The sequence below is a fragment of the Streptomyces sp. genome (genome assembly GCF_036524955.1).
Classification (GTDB): Bacteria; Actinomycetota; Actinomycetes; order Streptomycetales; family Streptomycetaceae; genus Actinacidiphila.
On record NZ_DATDBG010000265.1, the window covers coordinates 1 to 14,694 of the forward strand.

At 73.4% G+C, this 14,694-nt stretch carries 15 protein-coding genes; 7 read left to right on the plus strand and 8 right to left on the minus strand.

The window, feature by feature from the left end:
- Nucleotides 1-115: 115 nt before the first annotated feature.
- From VIW71_RS21070 to VIW71_RS21080, 3 genes are all read right to left on the minus strand, one after another.
- The gene (locus VIW71_RS21070) at nt 116-1,195 is read right to left on the minus strand and encodes a S1C family serine protease (protein WP_331623994.1); all 1,080 of its coding nucleotides are present in this window, start codon (nt 1,193-1,195) and stop codon (nt 116-118) included.
- A 158-nt stretch (nt 1,196-1,353) separates the two neighbouring features.
- The gene (locus VIW71_RS21075; RefSeq protein WP_331623996.1) at nt 1,354-2,187 is read right to left on the minus strand and encodes a class I SAM-dependent methyltransferase; all 834 of its coding nucleotides are present in this window, start codon (nt 2,185-2,187) and stop codon (nt 1,354-1,356) included.
- Nucleotides 2,188-2,207: 20 nt separating this feature from the next.
- Nucleotides 2,208-2,798, minus strand: a complete 591-nt coding sequence (locus tag VIW71_RS21080) for a DUF3043 domain-containing protein (RefSeq protein ID WP_331623997.1) — start codon at nt 2,796-2,798, stop codon at nt 2,208-2,210.
- A gap of 193 nt (nt 2,799-2,991) precedes the next feature.
- Here VIW71_RS21080 and VIW71_RS21085 point away from each other — a divergent pair, with 193 nt between their 5' ends.
- The 5 genes from VIW71_RS21085 to VIW71_RS21105 all read left to right on the plus strand — a co-directional run bounded on the left by VIW71_RS21085 (nt 2,992) and on the right by VIW71_RS21105 (nt 6,444).
- Nucleotides 2,992-3,783, plus strand: a complete 792-nt coding sequence (locus tag VIW71_RS21085; RefSeq protein ID WP_331623999.1) for a PspA/IM30 family protein — start codon at nt 2,992-2,994, stop codon at nt 3,781-3,783.
- A 41-nt stretch (nt 3,784-3,824) separates the two neighbouring features.
- A complete protein-coding gene (gene pspAA, locus VIW71_RS21090) occupies nt 3,825-4,103 on the plus strand; it encodes a PspA-associated protein PspAA (RefSeq protein ID WP_331624000.1) in 279 nt (92 codons plus the stop codon).
- Nucleotides 4,104-4,202: 99 nt separating this feature from the next.
- The gene (locus VIW71_RS21095; RefSeq protein WP_331624001.1) at nt 4,203-5,099 is read left to right on the plus strand and encodes a TIGR04222 domain-containing membrane protein; all 897 of its coding nucleotides are present in this window, start codon (nt 4,203-4,205) and stop codon (nt 5,097-5,099) included.
- Nucleotides 5,096-5,923, plus strand: coding sequence for a DUF692 domain-containing protein (locus tag VIW71_RS21100; protein ID WP_331624002.1), 828 nt, complete (start codon nt 5,096-5,098; stop codon nt 5,921-5,923). Before VIW71_RS21095 ends, VIW71_RS21100 begins: the two co-directional genes overlap by 4 nt.
- Before the next feature lie 92 nt (nt 5,924-6,015).
- Nucleotides 6,016-6,444 (plus strand): hypothetical protein, encoded by a 429-nt coding sequence (locus tag VIW71_RS21105; protein ID WP_331624003.1) that lies wholly within the window; start codon nt 6,016-6,018, stop codon nt 6,442-6,444.
- A 123-nt stretch (nt 6,445-6,567) separates the two neighbouring features.
- On the opposite strand, the gene VIW71_RS21110 is transcribed toward VIW71_RS21105, so the two are convergent.
- Nucleotides 6,568-7,503: a GNAT family N-acetyltransferase gene (locus tag VIW71_RS21110; RefSeq protein ID WP_331624055.1), complete on the minus strand. Its 936-nt coding sequence runs from the start codon at nt 7,501-7,503 to the stop codon at nt 6,568-6,570.
- Between the two features lie 88 nt (nt 7,504-7,591).
- Nucleotides 7,592-8,764: a quinolinate synthase NadA gene (gene nadA, locus VIW71_RS21115; RefSeq protein ID WP_331624004.1), complete on the minus strand. Its 1,173-nt coding sequence runs from the start codon at nt 8,762-8,764 to the stop codon at nt 7,592-7,594.
- Nucleotides 8,765-9,064: 300 nt separating this feature from the next.
- Here nadA and VIW71_RS21120 point away from each other — a divergent pair, with 300 nt between their 5' ends.
- Complete coding sequence (locus tag VIW71_RS21120) at nt 9,065-9,418, plus strand: HesB/IscA family protein (protein ID WP_331624005.1); 354 nt, start codon at nt 9,065-9,067, stop codon at nt 9,416-9,418.
- 202 nt (nt 9,419-9,620) lie between these two features.
- Here the strand turns inward: VIW71_RS21120 and VIW71_RS21125 are convergent, their stop codons facing one another.
- Both VIW71_RS21125 and VIW71_RS21130 read right to left on the minus strand, forming a co-directional pair.
- Nucleotides 9,621-11,393, minus strand: a complete 1,773-nt coding sequence (locus VIW71_RS21125; protein WP_331624006.1) for a hypothetical protein — start codon at nt 11,391-11,393, stop codon at nt 9,621-9,623.
- A 296-nt stretch (nt 11,394-11,689) separates the two neighbouring features.
- Nucleotides 11,690-11,911 (minus strand): hypothetical protein, encoded by a 222-nt coding sequence (locus tag VIW71_RS21130; protein WP_331624007.1) that lies wholly within the window; start codon nt 11,909-11,911, stop codon nt 11,690-11,692.
- Nucleotides 11,912-12,099: 188 nt separating this feature from the next.
- Here VIW71_RS21130 and VIW71_RS21135 point away from each other — a divergent pair, with 188 nt between their 5' ends.
- A complete protein-coding gene (locus tag VIW71_RS21135) occupies nt 12,100-13,086 on the plus strand; it encodes a carbohydrate kinase family protein (protein ID WP_331624008.1) in 987 nt (328 codons plus the stop codon).
- Nucleotides 13,087-13,100: 14 nt separating this feature from the next.
- On the opposite strand, the gene VIW71_RS21140 is transcribed toward VIW71_RS21135, so the two are convergent.
- Complete coding sequence (locus VIW71_RS21140) at nt 13,101-14,537, minus strand: cysteine desulfurase/sulfurtransferase TusA family protein (protein WP_331624009.1); 1,437 nt, start codon at nt 14,535-14,537, stop codon at nt 13,101-13,103.
- Between the last annotated feature and the right edge of the window lie 157 nt (nt 14,538-14,694).

The window sequence follows — 14,694 nt, forward strand, 5'->3', positions numbered from 1 at the left end:
CCCGCGGGGTACGGCGCCCGCGGGGTACGGCGCCCGCGGGGTACGGCGCCCGCGGGGTACGGACGGCGAACGGCACAGGGCACGCAAGAAGGTGCCGCACCGCCGTCGTGCCGGGTCACAGCGACCCGAGCGTCACCTCGACCGTCTTCGTCGCACCGTCCCGGTCGTAGGTCACCTTGACCTTCTGGCCCGGCTTGTCGTCGGCCAGCGCCTCCGTCAGGGATTGCACGGTGGTGATCGGGGCGTCGCCGACCTTGGTGATCACGTCGCCCGGGCGCAGGCCCGCCCCGGCCGCCGCGCCGCCCGGGTCCACCTCGACGATCGCCGCGCCGGCCGGCTGGAAGGTGTCGTCGACCACGCCGCGTACCGTCACCCCGAGGGCGGCCCGCCCGGAGTCCGTGACCGTGCCGTTCTCGACGATCTGATCGGCGATCCGTTTGACCGTGGCGGACGGGATGGCGAAGCCGATACCGGGCGCCGCGCCGCTGCCGAGCTGCGGGTCGGTGGCGGCGAGGGTGGGAATGCCGATCACCTTGTCGTCCAGGCCCACCAGGGCGCCGCCGCTGTTGCCGGGGTTGATCGCGGCGGACGTCTGGATCATGTCGGGGATGGTCGCCCCGGTGCCGCCGTCGGTCTTGCTCTCGCTGACGGTACGGCCGGTCGCCGACACGATGCCCTGGGTGACGCTGCTGGACAGGCCGAGCGGGTTGCCCATCGCCAGCACGATCTGGCCGACCGCGGCCTTGCCGGAGTCGGCGAACACCGCGGGCTTGAGACCGCTGGGCGGATCGTTCAGCCGGATCACGGCGAGGTCGTTCGGAGGGAAGGAGGAGACGAGCTTGGCGGCGAGCGGTCGGCCGCCGGTCGCCAGCTGCACCTGGAAACTGGTGGCGTCGCCGATCACATGCGCGTTGGTGACGATGTCGCCCTCGGTGTCGTAGACGACGCCCGAGCCGAGGTCCTGGTCGGTGGTGATCTGGACGACCGACGGCAGCACCTTCTTCACCGCGTTCTGGTACGCCGTCTGCAGGCCCTCGGCGGAGGAGGCGGCAGCGGCCGCGTCGCGGGCCGAGTCGGTGGCCGCCGCACCGGAGCCGGAGGAGCTGCATCCGGCGACCGTCAGCGCCGCCGCGCACAGGACGGCGGCGACGCCGACCGGCGGAATCCGGGTACGGTGACTGTGCGATCCACTCATGTTCGAATTGTCGCGCTTGTCTGGTACGCGGGCTCAGCCCGGGCGGCCAATCGGGTCCCGCACCGTACGACGAACCGGCCGCCGAAGGACGAGCGCGGTGGCAGTACGACGAACCCGCCGCAGCACGACCGACCCGCCGCCTACGGCCCCGCCCTCAACTACCCCCGCACTCCGCACAGGTGCAGCAGCGCCGCCACCCCCCGGTAGGGATCGGTGCGGCCCGCCCGCTCCTCCGCCTCCAGCAGCAGGGCCAGCTCGTGCGGGTCCCGCGGGGCGCGGGCGCGGTCGGAGGCGGCGTCGGTGAAGACCCGCACGCCGTACCAGGCCCGCAGCGGTACCCCGATGCCGGCCAGCGTGGCGGTCAGCGGCTCGCGGCGGTCCGCGCGGGTCTGCAGGCCGAGCCGGTTGGTGTACGCGGTCGAGCCGAACGCGCCCACCGCCGCCCCCCAGTCCCCGAGCAGTCCGGGGCGCATGGCGAGCGCGTCGCCGTTCCGCACCAGCAGCGACAGCAGGCCGCCCGGTGCCAGCACCCTGGCCAGCGCGGCCAGCATCGGTTCCGGATCGGGGAGGTACATCAGCACGCCGTGGCAGAGCACCACGTCGAAGCAGGCCGGCCCGAAGTGCCGGCCGGTCTCCCGGCCGTCCCCGGGGAGCACGACGAAGCGCTCGCGTACGTCCGCGGGCTCGTCGGCCACCGCGGTCCGCAGCGCCCGCAGCATCGCCGGGTCGGACTCGAGTCCGGTCACCAGGTGGCCCGCCCTGGCCAGCCGCAGCGCCTGCGTGCCCTGGCCGGGGCCGACGTCGAGAACGCGCAGCCGGTGCCGGGCGTGCGCGCCGGACGGCTCGGGGAAGAGGGCGGCGAGCTGTTCGTCGAGCTGGCGGCCGACCAGTTCCTGCCGCACGGTGTTCCGCAGACCGCCGAGCCTGCCCAGCCAGTCGTCGGCGCCGCCGGTGAAACCCGCGGCGCCGGGGACCAGTCCCTGCGCGTACATCCCGCCCGGGACCGGGCCGTTCAGAGCTTCGCGCCGCGCTGGACCTGCGGCTTGGGCAGCCGCAGCCGGCGCATCTGGAGCGTGCGCATCAGCGCGTAGGCGACAGCGCCCCTGGTGTTCTTGTCCGGGAACCGCCGACGGAGCTCCCGGCGCAGCCGCAGCGTGGTGACGAGGGAGTCGGCGACGATCATCACGATCACCACCAGCCACAGCAGCAGCGACAGGTTCCGCAGTGCGGCGACCTGCACGACGCTCAGGATCAGGATCAGCACGGCGATCGGCAGGAAGAACTCCGCCACCCGGAAGCGGGAGTCCACGTAGTCCCGGGTGAATCTGCGCACCGGGCCGCGGTCGCGGACCGGCAGATACCGCTCGTCACCGCCGGCCAGTGCCTCGCGCTGCTTGGCCAGATCCACCCTGCGGGCCTCGCGGGCCTGCCGCGCGGCGGCCTTGCGGTCGGTCGTGGCCGTGGCGGTCCTGCGGCGCTGGTTCTGCGCCTGGCTGCGCTTGGGCGTGGGGCGACCCTTGGGAGCCTGCGGGTCGCGGGGCTGGTCGTCGAGTACCGCGGTGGTGGTCGAGACCTGCTCATCTTGGGAACGACGTCGGAACACACCTCCAGGTTACGTGCTCCCGCGCCCGGACCCCAGCCCTCACCTCCTCCTCGGGCCGGAGGACACCGAACCGTGATCGTCCTCGGGGAGGAGCACATCCGCGTCCGAACAGTGCGGTAATGGAACCAGGGCCCGTACGCTGGGGTCTGTAGAGGTGCCGGAGCAGTTGCCGAGAAGGGGGCGCGCGAGGCCCATGAGCGGTGTCATGAAGCGGATGGGGATGATCTTCCGCGCGAAGGCCAACAAGGCCCTGGACAGGGCCGAGGACCCGCGCGAAACGCTCGACTACTCGTACCAGAAGCAGCTCGAACTGTTGCAGAAGGTACGCCGCGGCGTGGCCGACGTCGCCACCTCCCGCAAGCGTCTCGAACTGCAGCTCACCGAACTGCAGAAGAAGTCGGCGACCTACGAGGACCAGGGCCGCAAGGCCCTCGCGCTGGGCCGCGAGGACCTGGCCCGCGAGGCCCTTTCCCGCCGCGCCGCCCTCCAGCAGCAGGTCACCGACCTGGAGTCGCAGCACACCCAGCTCCAGGGCGAGGAGGAGAAGCTCACGCTCGCCTCCCAGCGCCTCCAGGCCAAGGTGGACGCGTTCCGTACCAAGAAGGAGACCATCAAGGCCACCTACACCGCCGCCCAGGCGCAGACCCAGATCGGGGAGGCGTTCTCCGGCATCTCCGAGGAGATGGGCGACGTCGGCATGGCGATCCAGCGGGCCGAGGACAAGACCGAGCAGCTGCGGGCCCGGGCCGGCGCGCTCGACGAGCTGATGGCCTCCGGTGCCCTGGACGACCCCAGCGGCCTGGCCAAGGACGACCTCCAGGCTGAGCTCGACCGCCTCTCCGGCGGCAGCGACGTCGAGCTTGAACTCCAGCGGATGAAGGCGGAACTGGCCGGGGGCGCCGCCCCGCAGGCCATCGAGGGCGGCCAGAGCGGCCAGTCCGCTCAGACCCGGCCCCAGGACACCCCGAAGTTCGACAAGAGCTGACGACACGAGCTGAGCGGTACGGACTCGACGAGGAGGCCGTCATGATCGTACGGATCATGGGTGAGGGCCAGCTGACGCTGGACAACGCCCACTTGGCCGAGCTCAACGAGCTGGACGACCAGCTGCTCGCCGAGATCGAGTCGGGCGACGAGGAGGGCTTCCGGCGCACGCTGGGCGCCCTGCTCAACGGGGTCCGCCGGCTCGGCGTGCCGCTGCCCGACGACTCCCTGGAACCCTCCGAGCTGATCCTGCCCGCACCCGAGGCCACCCTGGCGGAGGTCAAGGAGATACTCAGGGACGACGGCCTGATCCCGGGCTGAGCGGCCCGACCCTCCCGGTGCCCGCGGGAACCGCCGACCCCGGATCCGCGTGTTCGCGGGTAGAGCGGCTGGGGGGCCGCTCCACACGGGGAGGTCGTCATGCATCAGCCCTGGGGCCTGAGCGGTCCCCAGTTTCTCGGTCTGTACGCCGGCGCGCTCGCGCTCTCGTTCCTGCTGGTCGTCGCGGTGTGGGCGGTACTCCGCAAAGGACCCGGCACGGACACCGGCCGGACGGCCGACGTCTACACCCTCGCGCTGCTGAGCGGTGGCCCGCGGCGTGTGGTGGACACGGCGGTGTGCGCCCTCGTCGAGGGCGGGCAGTTACGGGCCAGCCGCGACCATTCGATCAGGGTCTGCGGGACGCACGCCCCAGACGAGCCGGTGCAGCGGGCCGTGCTGGCCTGCCTCGGGCAAGTCAAGAGCACCAACCTGGCCGGTGCGCGCAGGCTGGGCCGCACGGCCGAGCCCGTACGGCTGGTGGCCCGGGCGGCGGCCGAACGGGGGCTGCTGCTCAGCCCCGGCCGCCGGTGGGCGGCGAAGGCGTCGGTGCTGCTGCCGGTGGCCGTCTTCGGCGTCGGGGTCGCGCGGCTGGTCAACGGCGTCGAGCTGGACCGTCCGGTCGGTCTGCTGGCGGTCCTGCTCCTCGTCACCGTGCCGCTGGTGCTGCTCACGGCCGCCCGTACGCCGCGCCTCACCTGGGACGGGGCGCGGACGGCCCGGTCGGCGCGCCGACGGCACAGCCTCGACCCGCGGCCCTTCGGTTCCTACGGGGGCACCGGCGAGCTGGTGCCGGCGGCGGTGCTGGGTGTGGCGGCACTCGGTGCCGCCGGAGTGCCGGACCTGACGCTGCGTGCGGCGCTGTACGGCGGGCTCTCGTCGTCCTCCCGGAGTTCCTGGAACAGCGGGAGCATCGGGAGCAACGGGGGCGGGTGCGGCGGTGGTTCGAGCTGCGGTGGCGGCGGGGGATGCGGTGGCGGCGGCGGGTGCGGCGGGTGACCGGCGAAGCTCCCACCCTCGGCTACGGCATCGGCTGGCGCCCGGAGATCGACCTGACCGTGGAACGGCTGCCCGGCGTCGACTTCGTGGAGGTCGTCGCGGAGAGCCTGGCACCCCGGCGGCTGCCCGCGTCGCTGCACGCGCTGCGGGGCCGCGGGACGCCGGTGGTCCCGCACGGCGTCTCGCTGTCCCTGGGCGGCGCGGAGCGGCCCGATCCGCGGCGGCTGGCCCATCTCGCCGACTGTGCGACCGCGTTGGGCTCCCCGCTGGTCAGCGAGCACATCGCGTTCACCCGGGCGGGCGGCCTGGAGGCGGGACACCTGCTGCCCGTTCCCCGGACGCGCGAAGCCCTGGCCGTCGTCGCGGAGAACGTCCGGATTGCGCAGGACCACCTGCCGGTGCCCCTGGCGCTGGAGAACATCGCGCCGCTGCTCACCTGGCCCGACGAGGAACTGACGGAGGGTCAGTTCCTCGGCGAACTGGCCGACCGCACCGGGGCCCTGCTCCTGGTGGACGTCGCCAACCTGCACACCGCTCACGTCAACCTGGGCACCGACCCGCGCCGGGTCCTGGACGAACTGCCGCTGGACCGGCTCGCCTACGTCCATGTCGCGGGCGGCATCGAACGCGACGGCGTCTGGCACGACACCCACACCCATCCCGTGCCCGAGCCCGTACTCGCCCTCCTCACCGAGGTGGCCTCCCGCGCCACCGTCCCGGGCGTCCTCCTGGAACGCGACGGCGCCTACCCGCCGGACGCGGAGCTGGCGGGCGAGCTGACGGCGATCCGCACTGCTGTGGGCAGGGCCGCACATGTACGGTGACCCGCGGTCGGCCGACTCCGAGGAGACGCGGCGCACAACCGGGCGGCCCGGAGTGCGCACCGCGCGGAAAGGTACCCGGGTGAGAGGCGTGCGTGTCCACTGACCCGGGAGGCATTCCCCGCACGGCGCCCGCCGGACCACCCCGCGGCGCGCGGGACCTGGCCGACCCGCGGGTGCGGCTCGCCGCGGCGCAGCACGCGCTGCTGGCCGCCCTGGTCGAGGAGGCGGAGGCCCCGGCGGGTTTCGACGGCGAGCGGGTACGGGTCCAGGCCCGCGCGCTGCTCGCCAAGCGCGCCGGCGTCGCGGCGGCACACCACGCGTGGCTCGCCGAGGCGCTCGGCCAGGAGTACCTGGCGGCCTTCACCCGCTATGCCCGTGACCGCCCCCTGGTCGCGGGCAGCGGTGGGCACGCGGACGCCCTGGCCTTCGAGGAGTTCCTGCGCCGACGCGGTGAACTGCCGAAGCCGCCGCGCCGCCCTTTCGCGGCGCGTCTGCGGTGTTGGTGTCCGGGGGCCGGGTGATCGTGGTGGCGGGCTTCTGGTCCGGGCGCGGGGGGTGTTGCTTCGCGGCGCGTCTGCGGTGGCGGTGACCCGGGTGGCAGGCAACGCGCCCGGACCCCCGCCGCGTCGCACCGCGCACCGCGCTCAGGGCAACAGCCCCGACGCCAGCGCCAGTTCGGGCGGTCGCATGCCGCGCAGGCAGACGAAACCGTCGTTGGCGATCTCCAGGCCCGCCGCGATGCCGACGTCCACCGCCCACTGGGATTCCGCCACCACCTGTCCGACGTGCACGGGTTCGCCGGCCGGGGCCGCGAGGAGGGCGGCGGTCAACAGGCGGGTGGCGAGGCGGCGGGAGGTGGCGGCGAGGAGTTCGACCCGGCCACCGCGGACGTAGCAGTAGCCGCTGCCCGCGAGATCGTCCACCACGAACAGGCGGTGGTGCCGGAGCAGTTCGTCGTGGTCGGGGCCGTGCGCGCCGCCGCGGGTGCGCCGGTCCACGGAGTCCATCAGATCGCGGTGGCGCGGCGTGCCCTCGTGGACCGCGCCGTCCGGCGGGGCGAGCCGCGCAGGGTCGGGCACCCCGGTCAGCCGCATCGCCGGATGCACGTCGAACCCGGCGCGGCGGAAGGTCCGTACCGCCACCGGGTTCTGCGGGGCGCAGATCACGCCGCGCAGGCACGCCCGCCCGTGCACCAGCGCCCGCGCCAGCAGCGCCTTGCCCACCCCCTTGCCCTGCGCCCACGGCACGACGGCGAGCAACGCCAGCGCCCAGGTGCCCTCACGCCGCGAGGACAGCACCGCCCCGACCGGCCCGGTCGCCGGGTCCTCGACCACCCAGCACCCGCCGGGATCGGTACGGGCCAGGTGCCGCGTACGGCTGCGGTGCCGCTCGATCCGTTCCGCCGACCACCCGTCCGCGGGCGGGCCTTCCACCGCCGGGCCGTCCCCCGACCCGCCGGCCGCGGGGCGTTCGTACGGCAGGACGCGGCTGGTCCGGATCGGGTACGCGCACGCCGCGGCGGCCACCTCCCGTACGACCTCGGCGTCTTCCTCGTCATCACGTACGGGTCGCAGCAGCACCGGCGTCATCGTTCCATCATCGGCTCCCGGCGGGCCCGGGCGCACGTCCCGGCCGCCCGGAGCCGGATGACGACGGACCCGGGGCCCGTTACGGCAGCGCCAGCATCCGCTCCAGCGCGAGCTTCGCGAAGTGCTCGGTCTCCGCGTCGACCTGGATGCGGTTGACCACCTTGCCGTCGGCCAGCGACTCCAGCGCCCACACCAGGTGGGGAAGGTCGATCCGGTTCATGGTGGAGCAGAAGCAGACCGTCTTGTCCAGGAAGACGATCTGCTTGTCGGGGTGGGCCTTGGCCAGCCGCCGTACCAGGTTCAGCTCCGTGCCGATCGCCCACGAGGAACCGGCGGGCGCCGCCTCCAGCGCCTTGATGATGTACTCGGTCGAGCCCACCTGGTCCGCCGCCGTGACGACCTCGTGCTTGCACTCGGGGTGCACCAGCACGTTGACGCCGGGTATGCGGGCGCGGACGTCCTCGACCGAGTCCAGCGAGAAGCGGCCGTGCACCGAGCAGTGGCCGCGCCACAGGATCATCTTCGCCGCGCGCAGCTCGGCCGCGGTCACGCCGCCGCCCGGCTTGTGCGGGTTGTAGAGCACGCAGTCGTCGAGGGAGAAGCCCATCTCCCGTACCGCGGTGTTGCGGCCGAGGTGCTGGTCGGGCAGGAAGAGCACCTTCTGGCCCTGCGAGAACGCCCACTCCAGGGCGCGCCGCGCGTTCGAGGAGGTGCAGATCGTGCCGCCGTGCCGCCCGGTGAACGCCTTGATGTCCGCCGAGGAGTTCATGTACGACACCGGGACCGTGGCGTCCGCGACGCCCGCGTCGGCCAGTACGTCCCAGCACTCGGCGACCTGCTCGGCGGTGGCCATGTCGGCCATCGAGCAGCCGGCCGCCAGGTCGGGGAGGATCACCTGCTGCCGGTCGGAGGTGAGGATGTCCGCCGACTCGGCCATGAAGTGCACACCGCAGAAGACGATGTACTCCGCCTCGGGCCGCGCCGCCGCGTCCCGCGCCAGCTTGAACGAGTCGCCGGTGACATCTGCGAACTCGATCACCTCGTCCCGCTGGTAGTGGTGGCCGAGGATGAAGACCCTGCCGCCGAGACGGGCCTTGGCGGCCCGGGCGCGCTCCACCAGGTCGGGGTCGGACGGCGCGGGCAGATCGCCGGGGCAGTCCACCCCGCGTTCGCTCCGGGGGTCGGACTCGCGGCCGAGCAGGAGCAGCGCGAGCGGCGAGGGCTGTACGTCCAGGGTTTCTGTGGTGGTCACGGGCCTGTAGCCCTTTCTTTGCGGCAGCAGACCTTTTCGTCTACCTGACACTATTAATCATAGTCCGTTCGTGTCAGATTGACGACACCGGTCTCGTCGATGTGACGCATTCGCTGGGGGAGCGGGCGGCCGGAAAGCCGGCGGAGCACCAGGAGCAGCGGCCGCGGCCGGACCGTGACCGTGCGGGCGCCGGTGTGCGAGCATGGGAAGGAATAAGTCGGAGCGGACCCGGAATGAATCCGAGAGGGCGCCGGTTAGCCATCGGTAGCCAGCAGTCCGTACAACCCGGGAGAGAAGCACATGACGGTTCAGGACGAGACCACCACGAGCGAGGGCATCCTCCTGTCCAACGCCGCCGCCACGAAGGTGAAGAGCCTGCTGGAGCAGGAAGGCCGCGAAGACCTCGCGCTGCGGGTCGCCGTCCAGCCCGGCGGCTGCTCGGGCCTGCGCTACCAGCTCTTCTTCGACGAGCGTTCGCTCGACGGCGATGTCGTCAAGGACTTCAGCGGTGTCAAGGTCGTCACCGACCGGATGAGCGCCCCGTACCTGGGCGGCGCGTCCATCGACTTCGTGGACACCATCGAGAAGCAGGGCTTCACGATCGACAACCCGAACGCCACCGGCTCCTGCGCCTGCGGCGACTCCTTCCACTGAGCACGAGCTGAGCGCCCGGCCGGTCGGCCGGGCGCTCGCGCGTACGACCCCGCCGGGCCGCGGGCCCGCTGGTCATACCGCTCAGGGCCGTATGGCTCAAAGCCGTACCGCTCAGGGCCGTACGGCGGCTGGGCCCCACGGCCCGGGAAGACGGCAGCGGCGGCACCCCACCAGGTGCCGCCGCTTTTTCACCGGCGGTCGGTCACTGTCCCCTGACCGGCCGCCCGCTCGGGGCGTCCACGACCGTGCGGTCGCCGAGCGGCTGCGCCAGCCGCACGGACGCGGTGAGCTGCTTGGCGATCGCCGGGCAGACGCCGTCCCCGTTCGGGTTGAGCGGTGTCGCCGTCACACTGACCCGCACCTGCGTGTCGGTCTCGTCCGCCGCCGCCTTGTACGTGTCGCACACCCCGCCCCAGAAGGTGACGGTGAGCACGGTGCCGCTGGTCCGGTACGCGGTCACCCGCTCGTGCCGCGGCGCCCCCGGGTCGGCCGGCTCCACCGGGTCCGTCTGCTGCGGCGGCCCGCCCGGGACGGCGGTGGCCTCGGGCGGCAGCGGCGTGATGCCGCCCGGTGCGGGGTTCTCCAGGGCCCCGCCGCGCCGGATGTACGAGGGGTCCACCGCTGTCCCGGCCACCACCGTCGTGCGGGACACCCCGGCCGGTGCGGTGTCGAACAGCCACGCGGGGACCAGCGTCTGCCGGCCCGAGACGAACTCCAGGGCCAGCCCGAAGGCCGCCCCCCGCACCTCCGTCGGATGGCCGTTGCCCGGCACGCAGGGCATGGTGTGCGGCAGGGTTCTGTCGTCGCTCGGCCCGCTGGGGGCCGGCTTGACTTCTGGCATCGGCATGGGCATGGGCCTGGGCATCGGCGCGACGCAGGACGCGATGCCGTGGTCGGACGGCTCGACCGGTGAAGTGGCGTTCAGTTCCTTCAGCGCCTGTTCCGCGCCGACCACCGGGTACGTGGCGCCCTTGACCAGCGGGGCCAGCCGCCCGTAGCCCAGGGTGAGCACGCCGTCCGAACCGATCTGGAGCGAGGTGGCCCAGCCGTGCGTGGGCAGTCCGCCGACCACCGGGTCCGCGCTCACCGTCCGCAGGGCGCCGACCGTCCCCGTCGCGTCGATCCGCGCGTCGGACAGCCCGAGCCCGGCGAGTACCGGGGCCGCGACCACCCTGGCCTTCGCCTCCGGGACCGGCGGCGCACCGGAACCGGTCGCCGTGACGCTCCCCGAGGCGGTACCCGAAGCGGAGCTCGTCGCCGAGTCCGGCGCAGTGCCCGGAGCGCCGTCGGGCACCACCGTGGAGGTGACCGAACCGTCGGCGGGCGCCGAGCCCGCACCCAGGTCCGGCGGGGAGGCCGGGTCCGACGTACCTCCCCCCGCCTTCTCCGGAGGGACCGCCTTCTCCGGAGGGGCCACCGACTTCTCCCGGCCGTCCGGGCGCGCGCCCCCCGCGGGCGGGCCGTAGTGGGAGTACGACCATGTGCCCGGCGCCTCCTTGCTCACCAGCAGTGCGGGCCCGCCGCCGTCCGTGCTGCCGCCCACCCGCCAGGCGTCGTACTCCGAGGTGACCGGACCGCTCACCCCGAGCAGGTCCGCGAGGTGCCGCACCGCGTCCTTGCCGATCTCGCCGGTCGTCCGGTAGACCGCCGCCGACGCGGGGCCCTCGGGCAGTGTGCCGGTCAGTTCGTACCTGGCGCCGCCGTTCGGCCCGGTGGCGCCGTCGCTCCTGGCCATCTCGTCGTGGCCGTCGAGGCGCAGCGGCTCGGGTGTGCCCTGCGAGGCCTGGGTGTCGCCCCTCCCGCCGTCCGCGGTCGCCGCCCAGTACGCCCCGCCGCCACCCGCCAGCAGCACGGCGGTGGCCACCGCCACCACCGTCAGCCGGGGCCGGCGGGCAGACCGGTCCCGATCATGCTCTTTCGCCGTCCCGCTGACCCGCTCGTCGGCGTGTCCGTCGTCGTCGTGCTCGCTGCTCACCGCGTGCTCCTTCGGCTGCGTGTCGCCCGTGCCGATGTGACGCGGCGGCCCGTCATCCGGTTCCGCCCTGCAAGCGGGGTTGTGCCCCCGCGGCGGCGCGGGGAACCGCGCGCTTCAGCCGCCACGCAGGTGGCGCCCGGCAGCGCGCCGCAACCCCCCCTCGATCGAGCTGGTTTCCGTCGGCCCCGGGGCGCGGGCCGGTGGGGGGCCGGTCGCGCAGTTCCCCGCGCCCCCGACGGGCGCACCGCACCCCGCCCACTCGGGGGCGCACGGCACCCCGCTCGTCCGGCGGAGCCCTACTCGCCGAACTCCGCCATGCCCTTCACCACATCGGCGGAAGCCGGCGGCACCGTGATGCCGTGCAGGCTGGCCGGGGCGACCACGGCCTGAGCCGTTGCGGCGGGCACCTTCCAGTGCTCGGCCATCCGACGGCAGTCACCGAGCAACTGTTCGAGCGAATCCGGCTCGGCCGGCGACGAAAAGGACGTGGGGGGAGCGCTGCGCGCGGAAGATCTCATATGCCGACCCTAGGTACGCCGCAAGATCCGAAAAAGCCCTACTATCGGGTAGTTTATCCGTGTCTCCGCCGCCCTCAACCGGTAGCGTGGACGACTGCCGGGTCCGCCGCCACCCCTTCTTACCCACCAGTCCGCCGAACCATCCGCTGAACCATCCGCCGAACCGCTGCCTCCAGGAGCCTGCCGCCGTGCGTATCGCCGTCACCGGATCCATCGCCACCGACCACCTGATGAACTTCCCCGGCCGGTTCGCCGACCAACTGGTGGCCGATCAACTGCACACGGTGTCGCTGTCGTTCCTCGTGGACGCCCTCGACGTCCGCCGCGGCGGGGTCGGAGCGAACATCTGCTTCGGCATGGGCCAGCTCGGCACCCGCCCGATCCTGGTCGGCGCGGCGGGCAACGACTTCGGCGAGTACCGGGCCTGGCTGGAGCGGCACGGCGTGGACACCGCGTCGGTACGGATCTCCGAGGTGCTGCACACCGCGCGCTTCATCTGCACCACCGACGCGGACCACAACCAGATCGGCTCCTTCTACACCGGCGCCATGAGCGAGGCCCGGCTGATCGAGCTCCAGCACGTCGCCGACCGGGTCGGCGGCCTCGACCTGGTCTCCATCGGCGCCGACGACCCCGAGGCGATGATCCGGCACACCGAGGAGTGCCGGGCCCGGCGCATCCCGTTCGCCGCCGACTTCTCCCAGCAGATCGCCCGGATGGACGGCGACGACATCCGGGTCCTTGTCGACGGCGCCGCGTACCTGTTCAACAACGAGTACGAGAAGGGCCTCATCGAGACCAAGACCGGCTGGAGCGCCGACGAGATCCTGGGCCGGGTCGGCACCCGGATCACCACCCTCGGCGCCCAGGGCGTCCGTGTCGAACGCCAGGGCGAACCGCTCATCGAGGTCGGCTGCGCGGAGGAGGAGGCCAAGGTCGACCCGACCGGGGTCGGCGACGCCTTCCGGGCCGGCTTCCTGTCCGGACTCGTCTGGGGCGTCGGCCTGGAACGCGCCGCCCAGGTCGGCTGCATGCTCGCCACCCTGGTCATCGAGACCCTCGGCACCCAGGAGTACGAGCTGCGCCGCGGCCACTTCATGGAGCGCTTCACCAAGGCGTACGGAGAGACGGCCGCCGACGAGGTGCGGCAGCACCTGAACGGCCTCGAAGGCTGACGCTCCCGGCGGTTTCAGACGCGGCGCCGCACCACGTACGCGGTGCCGCGTTCCGCCGGGCGCTCCCCGACGTACTCCTGCTCGCGCATCGCACACCACGCGGGGATGTCCAGCCGGGCGGCCTCGTCGTCGGAGAGTACGGTCACCAGGCCGCCGACCGGCACGTCGCCGATCACCTTGGCCAGTTCGATGACCGGGATCGGGCAGCGCTTGCCGAGCGAGTCCACGACCAGACCGGTGTCCGCGAGCCGGCCCGCAGCCGTATCCGCGCCTGTGTCCGTACCCGCGCCCGCAGCCGTACCCGCGCCCGCTTCCGTCACCACCGGCTCCGCGTCCGCCGGCGCCCCGAGCCGCCCGCGGACCTCCGCCACCACGCCCGGCAGCACGGCCAGGAAACGTTCCACGTCCTGCCGGCCCGTGCCCGGCGGCAGCGACACCCGCACGTTGCCCTCGGACAGGACGCCCATCGCCTTGAGGACATGGCTCGGCGTCAGCGTGCTCGACGTGCACGACGAACCGGAGGAGACCGAGAACCCCGCCCGGTCCAGAACGGTCAGCAGCACCTCACCGTCCACGTACAGACAGGAGAAGGTGACCAGGTGCGGCAGCCGCAGCCGGTCGTGCCCGACCACCTCCACGTCGGGGACGAGCCGCGGCACCCGGGACCGGATCAGGTCCACCAGGGCGGACAGCCGCGCGGCCTCCTCCCGGGCCTCGGCGCGCACCGCGCGCAGCGACGCGGCGGCGGCGATGATCGCGGGCAGGTTCTGGAAACCGGGCGCGCGCCCCGACTCCCGTTCGTCCGCGGGCTCCTGGGGCGCGAACCGGGTGCCCTTGCGCACCGCGAGCAGCCCGACGCCGGGCGGCCCGCCCCATTTGTGAGCGCTGCCCGCCAGCAGCGACCAGGCGCCCCCGACCGGTTCCCAGGCCAGCGACTGCGCGGCGTCCACCAGCAGCGGCACCCCCGCGGCCCGGCACGCGTCGGCCACCTCGGCGACCGGCTGCACCGTACCCACCTCGTGATTGGCCGACTGCAGGCAGGCCAACGCGGTGTCCTCGCGCAGCGCCGCCGTGAAGTCGCCGGCCGCGACCCGCCCGGCGCGGTCCACGCCCACCGACGTGACGTCGTACGCCTCCGTCGCGTGCAGCACCGCCGAGTGCTCGACCGCGGAGACCACCGTATGACGGCCGGTCCGGCGCCGCCCCGCCATCGCGCCGGCCACTGCGGAGTGCAGTGCGCGTGTCCCCGAAGGAGTGAAGACGAGCTCGTCCGGGCGGCAGCCGACCGCCTCCGCCGCGGCCTCCCGCGCCGCGTCCAGCAGCAGCCGGGCCCGCCGCCCCTCGCGGTACAGGCGGGCCGGGTCCGCCCAGCCCTCGTCCAGCGCGGCGATCAGCGCCTGACGGGCCACGGGGTGCAGCGGAGCGGCCGAAGCCATATCGAAATAGGACACGTCAGCACGCTACAACCAGCCCGCTCACAGTGTCGGATGACGGCGCAACGGGGGCCTCCACCCCTTCGGGTCGGGGCCCGGCGCGTTGGACCCCCTCCCCGCACAGCCCCAAATAGCGTCCAGTAGGGTTTGGTCCGCATAAACATCCACACCTATT

Coding starts and splice junctions, on each gene's coding strand:
- VIW71_RS21085 (WP_331623999.1), top strand. CDS start 2,992: ATGAGCGGTGTCATGAAGCGGATGGGGATGATCTTCCGCGCGAAGGCC.
- VIW71_RS21120 (WP_331624005.1), top strand. CDS start 9,065: ATGACGGTTCAGGACGAGACCACCACGAGCGAGGGCATCCTCCTGTCC.
- pspAA (WP_331624000.1), top strand. CDS start 3,825: ATGATCGTACGGATCATGGGTGAGGGCCAGCTGACGCTGGACAACGCC.
- VIW71_RS21070 (WP_331623994.1), bottom strand. CDS start 1,195: ATGAGTGGATCGCACAGTCACCGTACCCGGATTCCGCCGGTCGGCGTC.
- VIW71_RS21130 (WP_331624007.1), bottom strand. CDS start 11,911: ATGAGATCTTCCGCGCGCAGCGCTCCCCCCACGTCCTTTTCGTCGCCG.
- VIW71_RS21095 (WP_331624001.1), top strand. CDS start 4,203: ATGCATCAGCCCTGGGGCCTGAGCGGTCCCCAGTTTCTCGGTCTGTAC.
- VIW71_RS21075 (WP_331623996.1), bottom strand. CDS start 2,187: ATGTACGCGCAGGGACTGGTCCCCGGCGCCGCGGGTTTCACCGGCGGC.